24 protein-coding genes and 1 pseudogene are annotated in these 21,087 nt (G+C 30.0%); 20 read left to right on the top strand and 5 right to left on the bottom strand.

What is annotated here, in order from left to right:
• Positions 1-77: 77 nt before the first annotated feature.
• From rpmE to trxB, 10 genes and pseudogenes are all read left to right on the top strand, one after another.
• Positions 78-278: a 50S ribosomal protein L31 gene (gene rpmE / locus CVOLT_RS07120; protein WP_039666086.1), complete on the top strand. Its 201-nt coding sequence runs from the start codon at positions 78-80 to the stop codon at positions 276-278.
• The gene (gene rsmI, locus CVOLT_RS07115; protein ID WP_039666085.1) at positions 278-1,096 is read left to right on the top strand and encodes a 16S rRNA (cytidine(1402)-2'-O)-methyltransferase; all 819 of its coding nucleotides are present in this window, start codon (positions 278-280) and stop codon (positions 1,094-1,096) included. The genes rpmE and rsmI overlap by 1 nt, the downstream gene beginning before the upstream one ends.
• A gap of 19 nt (positions 1,097-1,115) precedes the next feature.
• A complete protein-coding gene (gene rlmB, locus CVOLT_RS07110; protein ID WP_039666084.1) occupies positions 1,116-1,796 on the top strand; it encodes a 23S rRNA (guanosine(2251)-2'-O)-methyltransferase RlmB in 681 nt (226 codons plus the stop codon).
• Positions 1,789-2,002, top strand: a pseudogene (locus tag CVOLT_RS08280) (helix-turn-helix domain-containing protein); the annotation flags it as partial. The gene rlmB and the pseudogene CVOLT_RS08280, both read left to right, overlap by 8 nt.
• A 661-nt stretch (positions 2,003-2,663) precedes the next feature.
• Positions 2,664-3,470: a hypothetical protein gene (locus CVOLT_RS07100; protein ID WP_039666082.1), complete on the top strand. Its 807-nt coding sequence runs from the start codon at positions 2,664-2,666 to the stop codon at positions 3,468-3,470.
• Between the two features lie 10 nt (positions 3,471-3,480).
• The gene (locus CVOLT_RS07095) at positions 3,481-4,683 is read left to right on the top strand and encodes an LL-diaminopimelate aminotransferase (RefSeq protein ID WP_039666081.1); all 1,203 of its coding nucleotides are present in this window, start codon (positions 3,481-3,483) and stop codon (positions 4,681-4,683) included.
• Between the two features lies 1 nt (position 4,684).
• On the top strand, positions 4,685-5,935 hold the full coding sequence (locus tag CVOLT_RS07090) for a homoserine dehydrogenase (protein WP_039666080.1): 1,251 nt from the start codon (positions 4,685-4,687) through the stop codon (positions 5,933-5,935).
• Positions 5,935-6,273, top strand: a complete 339-nt coding sequence (locus tag CVOLT_RS07085; RefSeq protein WP_039666079.1) for a YraN family protein — start codon at positions 5,935-5,937, stop codon at positions 6,271-6,273. Before CVOLT_RS07090 ends, CVOLT_RS07085 begins: the two co-directional genes overlap by 1 nt.
• A 50-nt stretch (positions 6,274-6,323) precedes the next feature.
• Positions 6,324-6,638 (top strand): thioredoxin, encoded by a 315-nt coding sequence (trxA, locus tag CVOLT_RS07080; protein ID WP_039666078.1) that lies wholly within the window; start codon positions 6,324-6,326, stop codon positions 6,636-6,638.
• Positions 6,639-6,757: 119 nt separating this feature from the next.
• Positions 6,758-7,696, top strand: a complete 939-nt coding sequence (gene trxB / locus CVOLT_RS07075) for a thioredoxin-disulfide reductase (protein ID WP_039666077.1) — start codon at positions 6,758-6,760, stop codon at positions 7,694-7,696.
• Between the two features lie 19 nt (positions 7,697-7,715).
• On the opposite strand, the gene CVOLT_RS07070 is transcribed toward trxB, so the two are convergent.
• The gene (locus CVOLT_RS07070) at positions 7,716-9,497 is read right to left on the bottom strand and encodes a PhoX family protein (RefSeq protein ID WP_039666076.1); all 1,782 of its coding nucleotides are present in this window, start codon (positions 9,495-9,497) and stop codon (positions 7,716-7,718) included.
• A gap of 136 nt (positions 9,498-9,633) precedes the next feature.
• On the opposite strand from CVOLT_RS07070, the gene dapB reads away from it, so the two are divergent.
• Together dapB and purF are read left to right on the top strand one after the other, a co-directional pair.
• The gene (gene dapB, locus CVOLT_RS07065; RefSeq protein WP_039666075.1) at positions 9,634-10,362 is read left to right on the top strand and encodes a 4-hydroxy-tetrahydrodipicolinate reductase; all 729 of its coding nucleotides are present in this window, start codon (positions 9,634-9,636) and stop codon (positions 10,360-10,362) included.
• Positions 10,363-11,703 (top strand): amidophosphoribosyltransferase, encoded by a 1,341-nt coding sequence (gene purF / locus CVOLT_RS07060; protein WP_039666074.1) that lies wholly within the window; start codon positions 10,363-10,365, stop codon positions 11,701-11,703.
• A gap of 3 nt (positions 11,704-11,706) precedes the next feature.
• On the opposite strand, the gene CVOLT_RS07055 is transcribed toward purF, so the two are convergent.
• Genes CVOLT_RS07055 through ilvE form a run of 4 tightly spaced genes read right to left on the bottom strand, consistent with a single transcriptional unit; the run spans position 11,707 to position 14,786 of the window.
• Positions 11,707-12,237: a DUF2393 domain-containing membrane protein gene (locus CVOLT_RS07055; protein WP_012662105.1), complete on the bottom strand. Its 531-nt coding sequence runs from the start codon at positions 12,235-12,237 to the stop codon at positions 11,707-11,709.
• Entirely contained in the window at positions 12,237-12,773 is a 537-nt protein-coding gene (locus CVOLT_RS07050) for a DUF2393 domain-containing membrane protein (protein ID WP_039666073.1), read from the bottom strand. The genes CVOLT_RS07055 and CVOLT_RS07050 overlap by 1 nt, the downstream gene beginning before the upstream one ends.
• 15 nt (positions 12,774-12,788) lie before the next feature.
• Positions 12,789-13,862 carry a prohibitin family protein gene (locus CVOLT_RS07045; RefSeq protein ID WP_039666072.1) on the bottom strand — a complete coding sequence of 358 codons (1,074 nt, stop codon included), beginning with the start codon at positions 13,860-13,862 and terminating at the stop codon, positions 12,789-12,791.
• A gap of 9 nt (positions 13,863-13,871) precedes the next feature.
• A complete protein-coding gene (gene ilvE, locus CVOLT_RS07040; RefSeq protein WP_039666071.1) occupies positions 13,872-14,786 on the bottom strand; it encodes a branched-chain-amino-acid transaminase in 915 nt (304 codons plus the stop codon).
• Positions 14,787-14,977: 191 nt separating this feature from the next.
• On the opposite strand from ilvE, the gene CVOLT_RS07035 reads away from it, so the two are divergent.
• The 8 genes from CVOLT_RS07035 to mreC all read left to right on the top strand — a co-directional run bounded on the left by CVOLT_RS07035 (position 14,978) and on the right by mreC (position 21,011).
• Complete coding sequence (locus CVOLT_RS07035; RefSeq protein ID WP_039666070.1) at positions 14,978-15,187, top strand: tautomerase family protein; 210 nt, start codon at positions 14,978-14,980, stop codon at positions 15,185-15,187.
• Entirely contained in the window at positions 15,180-15,638 is a 459-nt protein-coding gene (gene bcp / locus CVOLT_RS07030; RefSeq protein WP_039666069.1) for a thioredoxin-dependent thiol peroxidase, read from the top strand. The genes CVOLT_RS07035 and bcp overlap by 8 nt, the downstream gene beginning before the upstream one ends.
• A complete protein-coding gene (locus CVOLT_RS07025; protein ID WP_039666068.1) occupies positions 15,638-16,711 on the top strand; it encodes an epoxyqueuosine reductase QueH in 1,074 nt (357 codons plus the stop codon). The genes bcp and CVOLT_RS07025 overlap by 1 nt, the downstream gene beginning before the upstream one ends.
• Positions 16,712-16,780: 69 nt before the next feature.
• The gene (gene fabZ / locus CVOLT_RS07020; RefSeq protein WP_039666067.1) at positions 16,781-17,221 is read left to right on the top strand and encodes a 3-hydroxyacyl-ACP dehydratase FabZ; all 441 of its coding nucleotides are present in this window, start codon (positions 16,781-16,783) and stop codon (positions 17,219-17,221) included.
• Positions 17,221-18,012, top strand: coding sequence for an acyl-ACP--UDP-N-acetylglucosamine O-acyltransferase (gene lpxA / locus CVOLT_RS07015; RefSeq protein WP_039666066.1), 792 nt, complete (start codon positions 17,221-17,223; stop codon positions 18,010-18,012). Before fabZ ends, lpxA begins: the two co-directional genes overlap by 1 nt.
• Positions 18,005-19,228, top strand: coding sequence for an ATP-dependent Clp protease ATP-binding subunit ClpX (gene clpX / locus CVOLT_RS07010; RefSeq protein WP_039666065.1), 1,224 nt, complete (start codon positions 18,005-18,007; stop codon positions 19,226-19,228). Before lpxA ends, clpX begins: the two co-directional genes overlap by 8 nt.
• A gap of 9 nt (positions 19,229-19,237) precedes the next feature.
• Positions 19,238-20,275 carry a rod shape-determining protein gene (locus CVOLT_RS07005; RefSeq protein WP_132037978.1) on the top strand — a complete coding sequence of 346 codons (1,038 nt, stop codon included), beginning with the start codon at positions 19,238-19,240 and terminating at the stop codon, positions 20,273-20,275.
• On the top strand, positions 20,265-21,011 hold the full coding sequence (gene mreC, locus CVOLT_RS07000) for a rod shape-determining protein MreC (RefSeq protein ID WP_039666063.1): 747 nt from the start codon (positions 20,265-20,267) through the stop codon (positions 21,009-21,011). The genes CVOLT_RS07005 and mreC overlap by 11 nt, the downstream gene beginning before the upstream one ends.
• The last annotated feature ends 76 nt before the right edge of the window (positions 21,012-21,087 follow it).

Below are 21,087 nucleotides of genomic sequence, written 5' to 3'. Positions count from 1 at the left end.
AATATTGCTTAAATTTAGTTTTTTTTTATATAAAAATTTATATAATTACGCCTTAATGTTTAAAAAAAGGATAGAAAATGAAAAAAGAAATTCATCCAGAATATGTAGAATGTAAAGTTAGCTGTGCTTGTGGAAATTCTTTTACTACTAAATCTAATAAGTCAGAAATTAAAGTTGATATTTGTTCAAATTGCCACCCATTTTTCACAGGTAGTGAAAAAATTGTGGATGCTGCGGGTCGTGTAGAGAAATTTAAGAAAAAATACGCAATGCAGTAATGCTTTATTTTGTTCCTACCCCTATAGGAAATTTAAATGATATTTCATTTCATTCTTTAGAAATTTTACAAAAATGCAAACTCTTTTTATGCGAAGATACAAGAGTTTGCAAATCTTTAATCACTCTATTAAATAAAAAATACAATCTTAATATCCAGCCCCAAAATTATTTATCTTTTCATACTCATAATCAAAAGCAGTTTTTAAGCTCTATTGATGAAAATTTTTTTGATCAAGACATAGCTTATATGAGTGATGCGGGTATGCCAGGCATTAGCGATCCAGGACAAATTTTAATCGATTATGCTATTAAAAATGACATAGCTTATGAAGTTTTATCAGGTTCTAATGCGGCTTTGCTTGCTGTTGTTTCAAGTGCTCTTTGCTATAAAGAATTTATTTTTATGGGGTTTTTATCAAATAATGGTTCTCAAAGAAAAAAAGATATAGAAAATTTAATGCTAAATCCTTATCCAAGCGTAGTCTATGAAGCACCTACTAGAATTTTAGAGCTTATAGAAAAAATTAGCAAGATTGATCCTTTAAGAGAAATTTTTGTTATAAAAGAAGCAAGCAAAAAATTTGAAACTAAATTTAGAGCCAATGCATTAGAAGTTTTTAAAAAACTCCAAGAGTTGGATTTAAGAGGAGAGTGGTGTGTGGTGGTTGATTGTGTTAAAGATAAATTTTGTCAAAATACACTTTGTGAAGATGATATTTTAGAGCTTGACTTGCCGTTAAAAACTAAAGCTAAATTGCTTTCAAAAATTAATGCAAAATCGACAAAAGAAAATTACCAAAAACTGCTTTTAAGTTGAATTTAGTTATTATTAAATTATGATAGTTTATGGTAAACAAGTGTTTTTTTATATTTTAGAAAAACACAGAGAAAAAATTAATGAAATTTATTTAGCAAAAGAGTGTGAAAAGTCTGAATTTTCAAGGATTGTTAAAAGTTCTAAGAAAATTAAAAAACTTGATTTTAAAGCAGCTCAAAGTTTAGCAAGAGGTGGTAATCATCAAGGTTTTTTAATGGATGTTTGCGATTTTGAATTTTGTGACTTTAACGAGCTAAAAGATAAAAATTTCGTTATTATTTTATATAATATAAGCGATGTTGGAAATATTGGAGCTATCGTAAGAAGTGCTTATGCTTTGGGTGCTGATGGGATAATTTTAGCAGCTAAAAGCGTAGCTATGGATGGGGTTATTAGGACTAGTAGTGGCGCAGCTTTGGATATGAAAATAGCTTTAAATGATGATATTTTAACCGTGCTTAATGAATTTAAACAAAAGCAATTTCATATTTATGCTAGTGCAAGTGGGGGTAAAAATATACACCAAGTAATTCCACAAAAAAAGAAAATTTTAATCATGGGTAGTGAAGGTTTTGGCATACCTAATAAAATTTTAAAAAAATGTGATGAATGTGTGGGGATAAAAATGCATAATGATTTTGATAGTTTAAATGTCAGTGCAGCATTTGCAATACTTTGTGATAGGATGATAAATGGATAGTTGGAAAAAATTAGAAGATTTAAATTTATTTGAAGTTCAAAAACGAACACAGATAGAAATTGCTTGTCTTGAGTTGATTATAAAAAAAGATTTTAAATCTTTATCTCGCTTTAATATTAATGGTTTTATAAAAATTTTACAAAGAGAATATGAACTTGATTTTACAAGTTTTTTAGAAGAGTATGAAGCTTATCTTGCTGAAAATGGTGTAGAGAAAAAAAATAGTGCTCATGTGTGCCCAAGAATGAGTTCTTATACTAAAGAAAAATCATATTTTTGGTTTTTTGTAGTTATTATCGTGGTTGCTTTGATTATTCTTAGTGCCTTGGCCGTTTCAAGATTGCTCCAAGATGTAGCAGATGAAAACACGACTAATGTTTTAAATCAAGAACAAATCATCATTGAAGAAAATGATACCAATGCTACTATTTTGTTTAATGAAAAAGATTTTATAGAAGAAAATTCTACAGATAATAACGAAAGCGTAGAAGAAATTTTAGATGTTAATGTGAGTGTTCAAGATGAAAATACAAGCATAAATGAGAATTTAATTATCGAAGAAAATGCGCCAAAAAAAGCTGAAGCATTGGTTAATGAAAGTGTTATTAAGCCAAGTGCTGAGTTATGGCTTGGAATGGTAGATTTAAAAACATTTCAAAAAAGCTCTAAAACTATTAAGAATGAATTTGTTATTTCTTTAGAAAAAGATATGCTAATTACCACAGGTCATGCAGCTTTTAGTTTAAATGATGAGCACAATAATATTTTAGAATTTAAAAGCGGTGTGAGTAAATTTTTAATGATAAAAGATGGCAAAATCAAACAAATAAGCAAAGCTGAATTTATCAAAGAAAATAGAGGAAAACTATGGTAAAAATTTTTTTTTGTATAGTTTTTTTTAGTGTAAATGTATTTGCTTTAAGTGCTTTAGATGTTGCTAGACATATAGTTAATGATAGTTCAAAAAATTCAAAATTGCAGTTATTGTTTGGAAAAAATGATTATAGAGATAAATATGGAAATATTGATATTTATACTATTTCACAAATTTTAAAAACCAATTCTTTGGCAAATTTTATTTTAAATGAGCCAAAAAATTTAACCTTTTCTTTTAAAGCTCAAGCTGATGCGGTGATTTTTTTTAAAATTATTAATGATACTTTAAATGAATTAGGTTATGTGTATTTTATACCTATAGAATTTACACTAAGGGAAAATTATATTACTTATAAATTAGCAGTTGATTCTCAATATATGCTAGATCCTGGAATTTTTTATAAGACTTTGTTAACAAATTCTGTATTTATTAAAGATATTTCTAAAATTTCAGAGCTAAATTATGAATATGAGCTTGATTTTTCCAAGGCAAAAGCAAAGATCAATACTCAAGTGCCACTTAATACCTTTGTGCAATTAAAAAAACCTTTGGTAGAATATATTGTAGATTTACAAGATGCTAAAGCAATGGAACTCAGTGCGCATAATCTTGATTCTTGGTTTTGCAAAATACGCTTTTTAGATAAAAATTTAAATTTTATCCAAGGTGTAGAAAATACTCAAAAACAAAATGATATCACCGTAAATATCCCACTTGGTGCAAAATATGCTATCATAGGAGATATGTTTAGTTTAGATAACATAAAAAGAGGATTAAAAATTTACCTACGAAGATAAGGGGTGAGTAATGTTTGAAGAAATTCATTTTAATACCATAGAAAGACTGCCAAATTATGTTTTTGCAGAAGTAAATGCGATAAAAATGGCTGCTAGAAGAGCAGGGGAAGATATTATTGATTTTTCTATGGGAAATCCTGATGGCAAAACCCCACAACACATTATAGATAAACTTTGTGAAAGTGCTAATAAAGATAAAACTTCAGGTTATTCTGCTTCTATTGGTATATATAAATTAAGACTTGCAATTTGTAATTGGTATAAAAGAAAATACAATGTTGATTTAGATCCAGAAAGCGAAGTAGTCGCTACTATGGGATCAAAAGAAGGCTTTGTAAATTTAGCTCGTGCAGTGATTAATCCTGGTGATGTGGCTATAGTGCCAACTCCTGCATATCCTATACATACACAAGCTTTTATTATAGCAGGTGGAAATGTAGCCACTATGGATTTTGAATTTAATGAAAATTACGAATTAAATGAAAATGTTTTTTTTCAAAATTTACAAAAGACTTTGCATGAGAGCTTACCAAGGCCAAAATATGTAGTGGTGAATTTTCCTCACAATCCTACAACAGTAACTGTGGAAAAAAGTTTTTATGAAAGATTGGTTGCTTTGGCAAAAAAAGAAAGATTTTATATTATTTCTGATATTGCTTATGCAGATTTGACTTTTGGATCTTATAAAACTCCTTCTATTTTTGAAGTTGAAGGAGCAAAAGATGTAGCAGTAGAAACTTATACTTTATCTAAATCTTACAATATGGCAGGGTGGCGTGTAGGTTTTGTAGTGGGTAATAAACGCTTAATTAGCGCTCTTAAAAAAATTAAATCATGGTTTGATTATGGTATGTATACACCTATACAAGTGGCTGCTACCATAGCTTTAGATGGGGATCAAACTTGTGTTGAAGAAATTAAGAATGTTTATGCTAAAAGATTGGATGTTTTAATTGAAGCTTTTGATCAGGCTGGATGGAGTTTAAAAAGACCAAATGCAAGTATGTTTGTTTGGGCTAAGCTCCCTCAAAAAAAGGCTCATCTTGGTAGTATGGAATTTTCAAAACAAATTTTGCAAAAAGCTAATGTAGCACTAAGCCCTGGAGTTGGTTTTGGCGAAGCTGGAGATGAGTATGTAAGAATAGCTTTAATCGAAAATGAAAATCGCATACGCCAAGCTGCAAGAAATATTAAAAAATATTTAAAAGAATAAAATGAAAGTTGCAATTTTAGGTTATGGAACGGTTGCAAGTGCAGTTGTAAAGACTTTAATTGATAATCAAGAATTAATCAAAGCAAGATGTGATGAAGAAATCATCCCTGTAATAGCTTTAGCAAGAACCCCAAAAGAAAATGCTTTAATCCCTGTGGTAAATGATATAGAGCTTATTTTAAATCGCAATGATATAGATGTATTTGTAGAATTAATGGGTGGGATAGAATTTCCTTTTGAAATTATTTCTAAAATTTTAAAAAGAAAAAAAGCAGTTGTTACAGCTAATAAAGCTTTGCTTGCTTACCATAGATATGAGCTTGAAAAATTGGCTAAAAATTCAGCCTTTGGTTATGAAGCAAGCGTAGCTGGTGGAATTCCTATTATAAAAATTTTAAAAGAAGGTTTGAGTGCAAACAATATACTTTGTATTAAAGGAATTTTAAACGGAACTAGCAATTATATTTTAAGTAAAATGGTAGAAGATGGAGCAAATTTTAAAGAGGTTTTGCAAAAAGCTCAAGATTTAGGTTATGCTGAAGCTGATCCTACTTTTGATATAGAAGGTTTTGATGCAGCACATAAACTACTTATACTAGCAAATATTGCTTATGGTTTGAGAGTAAAACCTGAAGAAATTTTAATTGAAGGTATTAGCAAGGTAAAGCAAGAAGATATTTGTTTTGCTAAAGATTTTGATTATGTGATCAAGCATTTAGGTATTGCTAGAAGTAAAAATGAAAAAGTTGAGTTAAGAGTTCATCCTGCAATGATTAGTAAAGATAAAATGCTTGCTAAAGTCGATGGGGTGATGAATGCTGTTAGTGTTGATGGGGATATTTTAGGAGAGAGTTTGTATTATGGAGCTGGTGCTGGTGGCAAGGCGACTGCAAGTGCTGTTGTAGCAGATTTAATCGACATAGCAAGAAAAGAAAAAAATACGGCTATGTTTGGGTATTTAAATGATACTTCTTATAGTTTATTAGTCAAAGATGAAATTTATACAAAATATTATTTAAGATTAAAAGTATTAGATAAAATTGGAGTTTTATCCATCATCACCAATTTAATGAGTCAACTTCAAATTTCCATCGATACTTTTTTACAAAAGCCTAAAAAAGAAAATGATTGTAGTATTTTATTTTTTATTACCCATGAAACTTATGAAAAAAATATTCAAATTTTAATTAAAGAATTAAAAAAACAAAATTTTATACAAGATGAAATTTTTATGATGAGAATAGAAGATTAATGGGTTTAAAAGCTTATCTTTTTGGCATAAAAGGCGAAGATAAAGCTTGTGAATATTTACAGCAAATAGGTTTTGAAATTTTAGAACGCAATTTTCACTCTAAATTTGGAGAAATCGACATTATAGCTTTAAAAAATAATATTTTACATTTTGTAGAAGTAAAAGCAACTTGGAGCGATTATGAAGTAAGCTATAGATTGGATAATAAAAAATACACTAAAATACTTAAAACCATAGAGTATTACTTTATGAAACACAGTTGCGATAAAAATTATCAATTAGATTTACTTTGTGTCTATAAAGATGATATAAAGCTTATTGAGAATATAAGCTATTAAAACAGTGTTTATTCTATTTTAATAAAATTTAAAAAAATCAAGGAGAAAAAATGGGAAAATATATCGAATTAACATCAGAAAATTTTGCTCAAGCAAAAGAAGGAGTAGCTTTAGTGGATTTTTGGGCACCATGGTGTGGGCCTTGTAGAATGCTTGCTCCAGTTATTGATGAATTAGCACAAGATTTTGATGGTAAAGCTAAAATTTGTAAAGTAAATACAGATGAGCAAGGTGATTTAGCAGCTGAGTTTGGAGTAAGATCTATCCCAACTATCATTTTCTTTAAAAATGGTGAGATAGTTGATCAATTAGTTGGCGCTCAATCAAAACAAGCTTTAGCTGATAAATTAAATTCACTTTTATAATCTTACAAGTCGCTTTTGCGACTTTTTTCTTCTATTTTTTACTATTTAATAATTTTTATTATTTATAATTAAAGAAAAATTTGTATAATGGACTTAAAATATTTTTTAAGGATTAAAATATGTTAGATTTAGCAATCATTGGCGGTGGTCCAGCAGGTTTGAGTGCGGGATTGTATGCTACAAGAGGTGGTTTAAAAAATGTTGTGATGTTTGAAAAAGGTATGCCAGGTGGTCAGATTACTTCAAGTTCTGAAATAGAAAATTATCCTGGTATTGCTCAAGTGATGGATGGAATTTCTTTTATGGCTCCTTGGAGTGAGCAGTGTATGCGTTTTGGTTTAAAGCATGAAATGGTAGGAGTAGAACAAATTTGTAAAAATGAAGATGGTAGTTTTACTATCAAGCTTGGAGGTGGTAAAAGTGAAATAGCTAAAGCTGTGATAGTTTGTACAGGTTCAACTCCGCGTCGTGCAGGATTTAAAGGAGAAGATGAATTTTTTGGTAAAGGTGTTAGCACTTGTGCAACTTGCGATGGCTTTTTTTATAAAAACAAAGAAGTTGCAGTTTTAGGCGGTGGTGATACTGCTTTAGAAGAAGCTTTGTATCTTGCAAATATTTGTTCGAAAGTTTATTTAATCCACAGAAGAGATGAATTTAGAGCAGCTCCATCAACCGTAGAAAAAGTAAAAAAACATGAAAAAATAGAACTCATTACTAATGCAGTAGTAGATGAGGTTTGTGGTGATAAAATGGGTGTTAATAAAGTAAAAGTTGCTTTTAATGATGGTCAAAAAAGAGAACTTGATGTGCCTGGAATTTTTACTTTTGTAGGATTAAATGTAAGAAATGAAATCTTAAAACAAGACGATGGTAAATTTTTATGCAGCATGGAAGAAAGCGGACAAGTAAGTGTTGATCTTAAAATGCAAACAAACATTGCAGGATTATTTGCTGCAGGTGATTTAAGAAAAGATGCACCAAAGCAAGTTATATGTGCTGCAGGAGATGGTGCTATAGCAGCTCTTAGTGCTTTGGCTTATATTGAAAATTTACACTAGAAAGCTAGTGTAAATTGAATTAACTTCCAATTACTCCACCATCGATTTTGCTTATTGCTACTATACTTGATCTAGGTGTTTTACCATAAGGAAAAGTGCTACCTTTGAGTTTTTCTCCAGGGTGTTGGATCCCAATAAACATGGTTTTATAATCTTGGCTAAAAGCAATTCCTGTTATTTCGCAAGCTATAGGACCTGTTAAAAATCTTTTAATCTCTCCTGTTTTTGGATTAGCTGCTAGCATGCAGTTATTTCCCATACCTTCAAATTCTTCTTTATTAGAGTAGTTTCCATCAGTTTGTATCCAAAGACGGCCATCTCTATCAAAGCTTAATCCATCAGGGGAATTAAATTTATTTTTACTTGTAATGTTGTTTGAGCCTTTATTAAGGCTTGTTTGATTATCAGGATTTCCTGCAAGTGCAAAAATTTCCCAAGTAAATTCATTGTCTTTATGAGAACTTTTATGTTTCCATTTGATAATTTGTCCATATACATTTTTTGTTCTTGGATTTGCTGGATTTGGGTTGGTATTATTTTTATTATTTGTTAAAGTTGCAAAAACTTCTACTGATCCACTTTCTTTATGACTTGCTATCCATTCGCATCTATCCATAGGGGTTGCACCTACAATAGATCCAGCAATTCTAGCATTGATTAATACATCTGCTTGAGAATTAAAACCATTTTTTTCATCAAGATTGTTTTTGCCATATTCTAGCTCGATCCATTTTCCATTTCCCATAAAATCTCCTATTTTGCCATTAAATTGTGCTACATATAAGATTCCTTCATCTAAAATTTTACTAGTATCTGATCCTTTTTGGTATTTATGTTTGCTTACAAATTTATAAATAAATTCATTAGCTTCATCATCACCCATATACACTACAACCGTTCCATCATTTTCTACAATTAATTCTGCATTTTCGTGTTTAAATCTTCCAAGGGCTGTTCTTTTTACAGGTATGCTATTAGGATCAAATGGATCAATTTCCACAACCCATCCAAATTTATTTGTTTCTTGTGGATTTTTGCTTAAATCAAACCTTTCATCAAATTTTTCCCATCCATATTGACTTTGAGTTTTAAATCCAAATCTAAGTTGCTCTTTTGAAAATTCAATTTTTTCATCCAAACTTCCAAAAAAATCATTGATATTTTCTTCACAAGTTAGATAAGTTCCCCATGGTGTTTTCCCATTTGCACAATTGTTTAAAGTCCCATATACAAATTTTTCATTTTGAAGTACTTGTTGTTTTGCTGGGCCGCTAACGCTCATTTTTGTATTTGCATCGATTCTGCGATTGTATTTAGAATCAAGCACCACAGACCATTGATCTTTTTCTTTTTGAATTTCTAAAATACTTACTCCCAAACTTGCTTGCTCATATAAAACATCATCTAAAGTAAGATCTTTTCCTTGATGATTGAACATAATTTCAGGATTTATATATTCGTTATTGATAGCTAAAATAGCTTTATTTTCCATAAGAGGAAAAAAGCTCATACCATCATTGTTATCACCAAAAACTAATTTAGCATTTTCTATAGCTTTTTTATCAATATTTTTCTTTTCATCATAGTTTGATGCTTTTTTAAAAAGAGGATCTCCCCATGAAATTAAAATTTCTGCCTTGTATCCATCTGGGACTATTACTTTATCTTCTGTGCTAGCTAGCACTTCTTTAAAATTTAGCAAATCTTTATCTTTTAATAAGCTTGCATTTAAATTTGAACTAGCAAAAAAAGCCACCATAGAACCTAAAGCTGAACCTTTTAAAAATGTTCTTCTTTTCATAAAAACTCCTTTGTAAAAATGCATTTTAAGTTTAAAACTTTTTGGAAACTTTTTGGAAACTTTTACGATTAAGATGTAATATTGTATTAATTACTTAGTGTTACAATTTCTTACCATTAATATAAAGGATAAATTTATGATTTGTATAGGAATTCATGGAAGTAATGGTCGTATGGGTAAGCAAATTGAGCTTTGTTTGCAAGAGCAAGAAGATGCTAAAGCAAGTGCATTTTTTGATCAAGGTTCAGCTTATGAAGAATTTTTTGATAAATGTGATGTGATTATAGATTTTTCAACTCCTAAAGGTTGTGAAAATTTACTTTTATATGCAAGAAGCAATCCTAAGCCTTTAGTTATAGGCACTACAGGACTTGACGCAAAGCAAAATGAGCTTTTAAAAAGTGCAAGTATTACTATGCCTATTTTATATGCTACAAATATGTCTTTAGGAGTTGCTGTTTTAAAAAAATTATCTTTTTTAGCTAGTGAAATTTTGCGTGATTTTGATATAGAAATTTTAGAAATGCATCATAATAAGAAAAAAGACGCCCCAAGCGGAACCGCTATGACTTTGGCTGAATATGTAGCAAAAGCTAGAAATTTAGACTTAGAAAGTGTTAGAGTTAGCGGAAGAGATGGATTAATAGGTGCTAGAAGTAAAGATGAAATAGCAGTGATGAGTTTAAGAGGAGGAGATATAGTAGGTTCTCATAGGGTTGGATTTTATAATGAGGGTGAATTTATAGAATTAAGTCACAACGCAACCTCAAGAGCTACTTTTGCAATGGGGGCTATTAGATGTGCAAAATGGCTTGTAAAACAAGAAAATGGCTTGTATGATATTGATGATTGTTTAGGACTTTAAATGTGTGCTGTTGTAGGAGTGATAAATTCAAAAAATGCTAGCACGATAGCTTATTATGCTTTATTTGCTATGCAACATCGTGGGCAAGAAGCAAGTGGCATTAGTGTAAGTAATGGTGAAAATATCAAAACTCATAAAGCAAAAGGCAAGGTAGATGAGGTTTTTAATACTCAAATTTTATCACAATTACAAGGAAATTTAGCTATAGGGCACAATCGTTATTCTACAGCAGGTAGTTTGTCTTTGCATGATGCACAACCTGTAAGTGCTACTTGCTCATTTGGTGATATTGCTTTAGTTCATAATGGAAACTTAATCAATAAAGAAGAAATAAGAAAAGAGCTTATTGAAAATGGAGCTATTTTTCATTCTAATATGGATACAGAAAATGTAGTACATTTAATAGCACGCAGTAAGCAAAAAAAATTAAAAGATAAATTTATTGAAGCTTTAAAGCAAACTAAAGGAGCTTATTCTTTCATACTTGCAAGCAAAAATCAACTTTTTGTAGCAAGAGATCCTTATGGGGTAAGACCTTTATCTTTAGGAAAATTAAAAGATGGTGGATATATTGTAGCGAGTGAAACTTGTGCTTTTGATTTGATAGAAGCTGAATTTATCCGCGATGTTAAAGCAGGGGAAATGCTTATTTTTACAGAAGGAAAAGATGAATTTGAAAGCATACAAGTGTTTGAAGAGACTAATCCTAGAATTTGTGCTTTTGAGTATATTTATCTTTCAAGGCCTGATAGTGTTATAGAAGGCAAAAGTGTTTATGAAGTGCGAAAAAAAATGGGTGAAGCCTTGGCTAAAAAATTTAAAGAAAAAGTGGATTTTGTAGTGCCAGTTCCAGATAGTGGCGTAAGTGCTGCTATAGGTTTTGCGCAATATTTAAAAATCCCACTTGAAATGGCAATAGTTAGAAATCACTATGTAGGTAGAACCTTTATAGAACCAACTCAAGAAATGAGAAATTTGAAAGTAAAATTAAAACTTAATCCTATGAAAAAAGTCTTAGAGGGTAAAGATATAGTGGTGATTGATGATAGTGTGGTAAGAGGAACAACTTCTAAAAAAATTATTGCACTTTTAAAACAAGCAGGCGCAAGAAAAATCCATTTGGCTATAGCATGTCCAGAAATTAAATTTCCTGATATTTATGGTATAGATACGCCTACTTTTGAAGAATTAATCTCAGCCAATAAAAGCGTTGAAGAGGTTAGAGAGTATACAGGTGCAGATAGTTTGACTTTTTTGGATATTAATGAGCTAGTTTCAAGTATAGGCGATGAAAGAAAATACTCTTTGATTAGTTTTGATGGGGATTATTTTATTAAATAATCCTTATTTGCATTTTAATTGTTTAAATACTTTATAGCTTTGAAAATGGGGCGGCAATCCCACTTCAAATGAAAAATCTTTATAAGTATGCCCTGGTAAATTTTTTGCAATATTTATATTATACGAAGCATCTCTTTGTTCTTGATTTGCTCTTTTTATACTATCAAAATTTTGTTGATTAAAGATTTCACCGCTTACCTCATGTTTTTTATTATCATCAATTATCCTAAGCTCTAAAAAGCATTCAGAAATTTTAAAATTAGTATCATTAGTTACTCTACCTTTCACAATAATACTTTCTGTTGCTAAGCGTCTGTAGGTTGAAAAATTACTCAAACTTGCTTTTTTGGTGTATTGATCTATAGTTAATAGTAATGAAATAGTTAAAATTAATGCCAGTATGAAACTCACTGCGCAAAAAATAATCATATATTTTTTATTTTGAACTTTTAAGTAAAGCAAAACCCAAGTTAAACCTGTAGAAGCTAACATAATAACAATGATTAAAATATGAAAAATTGTAAAATATCCCATTAAAAACACTTTGAACTAATTTCAATGTCAAAATTTTGACCTTCTTTAAAATCGGAAAATTTGGTTCTAAGATGTATAGTTTGTTCAGGTTTTATTGTTTTATCAAGCATGATTGTTTTTTTGCGTAAAGGCTTAAGTTCATTTACTATTTTTTGTAAAAAATTTGCTTCTTCTTGTTTTTTTATCACACTTATATCGATTTTGCAATTTTCAAAATTATTACTAGAAGTATTTGTTATGCTATATTGGATGCTTAAAGAATTATCATATGTAAAGTGTTTAAAATTATCAATACTTACAATTCTTGATCGAATTTGGTTATCTATAATATAATAACCCAAGTAAGCCATGCTTATCGAGCATAAAATTCCTAAAATAATAACCGTAAAAGCAAAGCCATTTTTATTTCGTATAATTAAAGCTATTAATAAAGTCGCAACAAAGAAAAACACAACTACCACAATCAGTAAAAAATCCACTAATTGCAGATGAGATGTTAAAAAAATCATCTGCTCTCTGATTTGTTGTGCATTCATTGTTGTTCTTTAAATTTAATTATTCATAGATGTTGTTTTTTTTACATCTTTACTATCAACCCATATGTTTGGCACTGCTCCACCAGGTGTTAAGAAAATTTTAGCATCATTATTTACTTTTAAGGCTTCGTTAAATTGTTTTTGAGTTTCAATTTGTTTTAAGGTTAATAAAGGATTGTTTAAGCTTTTTGCAATTTCTCTATTAGAATAAGCTTGTGCATCAGCTTCTATTTTAACAGCATTAGCACGACCTTTTGCACTAATTATAGTTGCATTGGCTTCCCCTTCAGCTAAAGCAGCTTTTTTTAGGGCTTCTTGATTTGCACGCTCAACTTCGTATTTAGTTCTTTCTGCTTCTTGTTTGGCAATTTGAACTCTTTCGATTTGTTCTTTTACTTTTGATGGTAATATAATTTCTCTAAGTTGAACTGCTTGAAGCTCTGCAGGTTCATTTGGTTGGTTTTCTATAGTTTTTCTAATACCTTGATCAATTTGCACTGCTATAGTGTTACGATTAGTTGGAAGTTCTTCTGCAGTGTATTGCCCTACTACATTTCTAACTATATCTCTTACTACAGGATCTATGATTTTATTTTCCCAGTTTAAACCCCAAGTAGCTATAGTTTGAGGAACTTTTAAAGGATTTAGTTTATACTGAACAGTTACATCAATAGATACAGGCAAACCTCTTGAATCAAGTACTGAAATACTATTTTTATTAATCACTCCAGAGCCTATTTGTAAATTTTCATTTACACCTTCAATCGAAGCATAGTTAATTTGTCTAACTCTAGTATCTATAACAGTTATTTTTTGAAGCACTGGTATGAAAAAATGAAGACCAGGTTCTAATGGAGTAGGGCTGTACTTACCTGTTGTTGATTTTATACCCATTTCACCTGAATTTACAATGGCAAATGGTTTAAAAAGTGCAAAAACTAAAATAATTGTAATCGCGCTGTAAATTAAAGGTGAAAATTTTCCAAATCCTTTAAAATTAAAATCAGGTGCTTTAAAATTTAGATTTTGTCTATTGTTATTGTTTTGATTGTTTTTTTTATTGAAATAATCATTTAAATCAGCTGGCATTGATTTCCTTTAAATATAAGTTAACATTGAAGCGTATTTTTCATTGCGACCATATACTACATCAAAATACGCATTTTGAAGCTTTTGTGTAAGCTCACCTCTTTTTCCATTGCCTATAATCCTTGCATCTATATTATTAATTGGAGTGATTTCTGCTGCAGTGCCTGTAAAAAAGGCTTCATCAGCCACATAGACTTCATCTCTTGAAATTCTTTGACGCACTATACTCAAACCCAAATCATGAGCAAGTTTTAAAACCATATCTTGAGTGATACTTTTTAAAGAAAAGTCATTTGGTGGTGTAATAAGCTTATCATCTTTAATCATAAAAAAACACTCACCTGTTCCTTCTGCTATAAAGCCTTCCTCATCAAGCATTAAAGCCTCTTCATATCCTGCTTCAATTGCTTCAAATTTGGCCATTTGAGAATTAAGATAATTTGCACTAGCTTTTGCCTTTGCAAGACTTGATTTTACACTATTTCTCATAAAAGATGAAATTTTGACTTTTATGCCTTTTTCTAAAGCTTCTTCGCCCAAATACGCTCCCCATTCCCATGCTGCAATAGCTACTCTAACAGGTGCTTTGACATGATACACCCCCATAGTTTTATCACCTAAAAAAATCAATGGACGAATATAGGTATTTTTTTGAAAATTATTTGCTCTTAGAAGTTCAATTTGTGCATTTTCAAGCTCTTCTTGAGAAAAAGGAGGATTAATAAGAGTGATTTTGGCTGATTCTAAAAGTCTTTTAGTGTGATCTTTAAGTCTAAAAATAGCTAAACCATTTTGAGTTTTATAAGCTCTAGTGCCTTCAAAAACAGCATTTCCATAGTGCAAAGAATGTGTTAAGACATGAATTTTTGCATCATTAAAATCAATGATTTTTCCATCCATCCAAATTTTGTCTGCTAAGATCATTTTTTCCCTTGCAATTTATCATTTTTATTTAAAAAAATTTAATTCTATCAAAAGTAAATTAATAATACGCTTTAGCTTTTAAACTTTGTTTTAGCTACCAACAAATGTTTGCGTTTTTAAAAGAATAAATTTAGAAAATAATTATTATTAAATTTGATTTGAAATAATTATAAAAATTTAAAGGAGAAAAAATGCCTATAGTGAATATAAAATTAGCAAAACCAGCTTTAGATAAAGAGCAAAAAGCCCAGCTTATGGCTGATATAACAGAGCTTTTAAGCACTAAGTATAATAAAAGCAAAGAAAGAGTTGTAGTGATGATAGAAGATATAGAAAATTATGATATAGGATTTGGCGGCCAAAGTGTTGAAGCTATCAAAGCAAAGGCAAACAATGAGTAGCTTAAAAATAGGCGATAAAGCTCCTGATTTTGAGCTTTTAAATCAAGATGGGGTAAAAATTGCTCTTAAAGATTTTATCGGTAAAAAAGTAATTTTATATTTTTATCCTAAAGATAATACTCCAGGTTGTACGACAGAGGCTTGTGATTTTAGTGCAAATTATGAACATTTTAGCGATAAAAATGCTGTGATTGTTGGTATAAGTCCAGATAGTGCTGCTAGTCATGAAAAATTTATTACTAAGTTTGATTTAAAGCATATTTTACTAAGTGATAGTGAAAAAGAAGTATCAAAAATGTATGGAGCTTGGGGGCTTAAAAAAAATTATGGTAAAGAATACGAAGGCATTATACGATCGACTTTTGTTATCGATGAAGCTGGAAAAATAATGCAAATTTATAGCAATGTTCGTGTAAAAGATCATGCTTTAAAAGTACTTGAAAGTATTTAATGTTAGTTCATATTTGTTGCAGCGTGGATAGTCATTATTTCATAGAAGAATTAAAAAAAATATATCCTGATGAAAAAATCATAGGCTATTTTTATGATCCAAATATCCATCCTTTAAGCGAGTATGAACTTAGATTTTTAGATGTAAAAAGATCTTGTGATAAATTAAATATCAAACTTTATAAAGGCAAATACGAGTATGAAAAATGGCTCAATGCCGTGCGTGGTTATGAAGATGAGCCTGAAAAAGGTGTAAGATGTGAGATTTGTTTTGATGTAAGAATGGGATCAAGTGTTGAATTTGCTGCAAAAATTGGAGAAAAAAAGCTTACGACTACGCTTTTAACTTCTCCCAAAAAGGATTTAGAGCAATTAAAAAATGCCTTAGAAAAAGAATGCAAACCTTATGGGATAGAATTTTTAGCTCCTGATTTTCGCAAAAATGGTGGCACACAAAGACAATTTGCACTAGCAAAAAAAGAAATGCTTTATCATCAAAATTATTGCGGATGTATTTATGGACTTAAAAAGCAAAAACAAGACAAAAGCTTTATTGATGAGTTAATGTCTCCTGTTAATAAGCAAATTTTACCTGCTAGTATAGAAGCAAAAATACAATTTTATAAAAAAGTAAAATTGCTTGAAAAAAAAGGTGTAAAATTTGAAATTCAAAGAGAAAAATTTTTAAATTATCGTTTATTAAGTGCTTTGATAAAACAAGGTAAAAAACCTATAAAAACTTATATTTTGTTTTATTCTCATTTTAAAAATGCTTATACTAAATTTAGTATTAATGAAGAAAATTTACAAAATTATAAAAGTCTTAAAGATGAGATAAATTTATGGAGTTTTGAGTATTTTAATAAAATTTGCAAAAATAAATTTAAAAATTTTCAAGATTTACTTTCTAATCCTTTAAAAGTCGAACAAGAAATTAAAATCCGACAAAAATTTTTTGGAGTTTATGATCTTTCCCCTGTTATCATTGTCGAAAATTTAATCAATACTTCTTATGAATTTATAGCAAAAAGTGAAATTTATTTTGATAGTAAAGAAAAGATTGTAAAGTTGTGATTATTTAGTGAAATATTAATATTTTTTTTGTAAAATCTAAATTTTGAATTAAGTTTTAAGGTTAAATTTATGATTGATGTAATGCAAATTCAAAAAATTTTGCCACATAGATATCCTTTTTTGTTGGTAGATAAGATTGTTGAGTTAAAAATAAAAGAAGTAGTAAAAGGGTATAAAAATATTAGCATTAGCGATCATGTTTTTTTAGGACATTTTCCTGATCATCCTATATATCCTGGTGTTTTGATTTTAGAAGGTATGGCTCAAACTGGTGGAGTTTTGGCTTTTGAAAGTATGGAAGATAAGGTGGATCCTAGCTCAAAAGTAGTTTATTTTACAGGAATTGATAAGGCTAAATTTAGAAATCCTGTTAAACCTGGCGATAGACTTGATTATGAAATGAGAGTGGTTAAAAATCGTGGTAATATGTGGATTTTTGAAGGAAAAGCTTTTGTAGATGATCAACTTGTTGCAGAGGCCGAACTTAAAGCTATGATAGTAGATAAATAATGAGTCATATTCATCCAAGTGCTGTAGTTGAAGATGGAGCTATTATCCAAGATGGTGTTGTTGTAGAAGCTTATGCTTATGTAGGAGCAAATGCGGTTATAGGCTCTAATAGTATTATAAAACAAGGTGCTAGAATTTTACCAAATGTAAGAATCGGTGAGAATTCGAAAGTATTTTCTTATGCTATAGTTGGAGATATCCCTCAAGATATTTCATATAAAGATGAGATAAATTCAGGTGTCATTATAGGTAAAAATGCTGTGATTAGAGAATTTGTTACTATAAATTCAGGCACAGCTAAAGGCGATGGATACACTAGAATAGGCGATAATGCTTTTATAATGGCTTATTCTCATATAGCACATGATTGTTTGCTTGGAAATAATATCATTTTAGCAAACAATGCTACCTTAGCAGGTCATGTTGAGCTTGGAGATTATACAGTCGTTGGAGGACTTACTCCTATACATCAGTTTGTAAAGGTTGGTGAAGGATGTATGATAGCAGGAGCAAGTGCGCTTTCTCAAGATGTAGTCCCTTTTTGCTTAGCTGAAGGCAATCGTGCTAGTATTAGAAGTTTAAATTTAGTAGGCATTAGAAGACGCTTTGATAAAGATGAAGTAGATACTTTAAGTAGAGCTTTTAAATTTTTGTTTAGACAAGGTTCTTTAAAAGAAAATGCTTTGAAATTATTAGAACAAACTCAAAGTGATAATGTTAAAAAAATGTGTAATTTTATCTTAGAAACAAAAAGAGGAATTCCTATTTATAAGGAAAAAAATCATGGTTAAAAGATGTAGTTTTTGCAATGAAATTGAAACAAGCGATAGAAGAATTTTGGTTAATGATTACAACAACGCCTTTATATGCGAATATTGTGCAGAGAGTGCTTGTAATATTTTCTTTGGAGAAGAAAAAGATTTAAAAAATCAAGAAATCAATACTGAAAATTTCAAAGACATTACTCCAAAAGAGCTAAAAGCTTATTTAGATAAATATGTCATTGGTCAAGATAGAGCTAAAAAAATTTTTAGTGTAGGGGTTTATAATCATTACAAAAGGTTATTTAAATCTAATTTAGAAGAAGATGACACAGAATTAGCAAAATCAAATATTTTATTAGTCGGTCCTACAGGAAGTGGCAAGACCTTACTAGCTCAAACTTTAGCAAGATTTTTAGATGTACCTATAGCAATATGCGATGCTACTTCTTTAACTGAAGCTGGCTATGTAGGTGAAGATGTAGAAAATATATTAACTCGTCTTTTGCAAGCTGCTGATGGAGATGTCCAAAGAGCACAAAAGGGTATCATTTTTATCGATGAGATAGATAAAATTGCTAGAATGGGTGAAAATAGATCCATCACTCGAGATGTAAGCGGAGAAGGTGTCCAACAAGCTTTGCTTAAAATCATAGAAGGATCTTTGGTTAATATACCTCCAAAGGGTGGTAGAAAACATCCAAATCAAGATTTTATACAAATAGATACTACCAATATTTTATTTGTTTGTGGTGGTGCTTTTGATGGGATAAGTGATATTATCAAAAGAAAATTAGGCGATAATGTCATGGGCTTTTTTAGTGATGAAAAAAAAGATGAAAAAGAAGCCTTACTTCAAAAATTAGAACCTGATGATTTGGTACATTTTGGATTGATTCCAGAGCTTATAGGAAGATTGCATGTTTTAGCTTCTTTAGAAGAGCTTGATGAAGAAAGTATGGTTCGTATTTTAACAGAGCCAAAAAATGCCATTGTTAGGCAGTATCAAAAACTTTTTGCTATTGATAATGTAGAATTAAAATTTGAAGATGATGCTTTAAGAGAAATCGCAAAATTATCACTTGAGAGAAAAACAGGTGCTAGGGGATTGCGAAGTATTATCGAAGAATTGATGGTTGATTTAATGTTTGAATTGCCAGAGTATAATGGTTATACTATAGTAATTACAAAAGAAGTGATTAAAGAAGGTGCCAAGCCTTTATTTATAAAAAATAAGAAAAGTTGAGGATAAATAATGATTTTAGATCAAATAATTGGATTTTTTTCTAGTGATATGGGTATAGATTTAGGCACAGCTAATACTTTAGTTTTAGTTAAAGATAAAGGTATTGTCATTGATGAGCCTTCTGTGGTTGCAGTTGAGCGTGAAAGATATGGAAGGGTAAAAATTTTAGCAGTAGGTAAAGAAGCTAAAGAAATGGTTGGTAAAACTCCAGGTAATATAGAAGCGATTCGTCCTATGAAAGATGGGGTTATAGCTGATTTTGATATGACTGAAAAAATGATTCGCTATTTTATAGAAAAAACTCACAGAAGAAAGTCTTTTTTAAGACCTAGGATTATTATCTCAGTTCCTTATGGATTAACTCAGGTGGAAAGAAAAGCAGTAAGAGAGAGTGCTTTAAGTGCTGGAGCTAGAGAAGTGTTCTTGATAGAAGAGCCAATGGCTGCTGCAATAGGTGCGAATTTGCCTATTAGAGAACCTCAAGGAAGTTTGGTTGTTGATATTGGTGGCGGTACTACTGAAATTGGCGTAATTTCTTTAGGTGGTCTTGTAATTTCTAAATCAATCCGCACAGCAGGTGATAAACTTGATACTAGCATAGTAAATTATGTAAAAGAAAAATACAATCTTGTAATAGGTGAGCGAACTGGCGAAGAGATAAAAATAGCCATAGGTTCAGCAGTACAGCTTCCAAAAGAGCTTTCTATGGTGGTAAAAGGACGCGATCAAGTAACAGGTTTATTAAATAGAATCGAGCTTACTAGTGAAGATGTAAGAGAAGCTATGCGTGAGCATTTAAAAGAAATTGCAGATGCTTTAAAAATAGTTCTTGAAATGATGCCACCAGATCTTGCAGCAGATATTGTTGAAAATGGTGTTGTTTTAACAGGTGGTGGAGTATTAATACGCGGTCTTGATAAATATCTTTCAGAAGTAGTTAAGCTTCCAGTTTATGTGGCAGATGAGCCTTTATTGGCTGTTGCAAAAGGCACAGGTAAAGCTTTAGAAGAAATTTCTTTATTGCATCAGCTAACCAATGAAGAGTAAAATTCTTAGTGTTCTTGTTTTATCTTTTTTAGTTTTTATTTCGTTTTATTATGGAGATGTAATAAAACGAAATGTCTTAAATTTAAATACAATAGCAGTTGATAAATTTTCTCAAAGCATCGCTTTTGTTAAGCATAAATTTGATGAACATTTCAATCAAGCTCAAGAAATTAGAAATTTAAGAGAAAGAAATTTAGAGCTTGAAAAAAATAATATTTATATGAAAAATTTTGCTAATGAATTAAACAATATCTTAAGCGATAAAAATTCTAGTTTTTATTACCCTAATGTTAGTTTGGTAAAAGCAGTATCTTATGTGCAAATTAGTGATTATAATAAAGTATGGCTTGATATTTTAGATTATAGAGGAAAAATCAAAGGACTAATTTATAATGGCTATACTGCAGGTATCGTTATAGAAAAAAATGGAAAAGCGTTAGCTCTTTTGCAAGGAGATGAAGAATGCACTTTTTCAGTATATATAGGAAAAGATCAAGCTCCAGGTATAGCACATGGAAGAAATGATTATGTATTGGTAAAATTTATACCAAAATGGCTTGAGATCAAAATAAACGATAAAGTTTATACTAGTGGATTAGATGAAATTTTCTTTTCAGGTGTTCCAGTTGGAGAGGTATTTAAGGTAGAAGAAGAAGGTGCTTATCAAAACGCTTATGTGAAGCCTTATGCACAAACTAAAGTTCCTAGTTATTTTTATATGGTGGAAAATTTATAATAAAAAATTATTTATTTTTATTAATATAAATTATCATTTACTATTAAATATTAAAATATTTTTCTAAAATTTAATC

The sequence above is a fragment of the Campylobacter volucris genome, assembly GCF_008245045.1.
Taxonomy (GTDB): Bacteria; Campylobacterota; Campylobacteria; order Campylobacterales; family Campylobacteraceae; genus Campylobacter_D; species Campylobacter_D volucris.
Note: the sequence above shows the minus strand (reverse complement) of the source record. Positions and strands in the feature narration are given on the sequence as shown.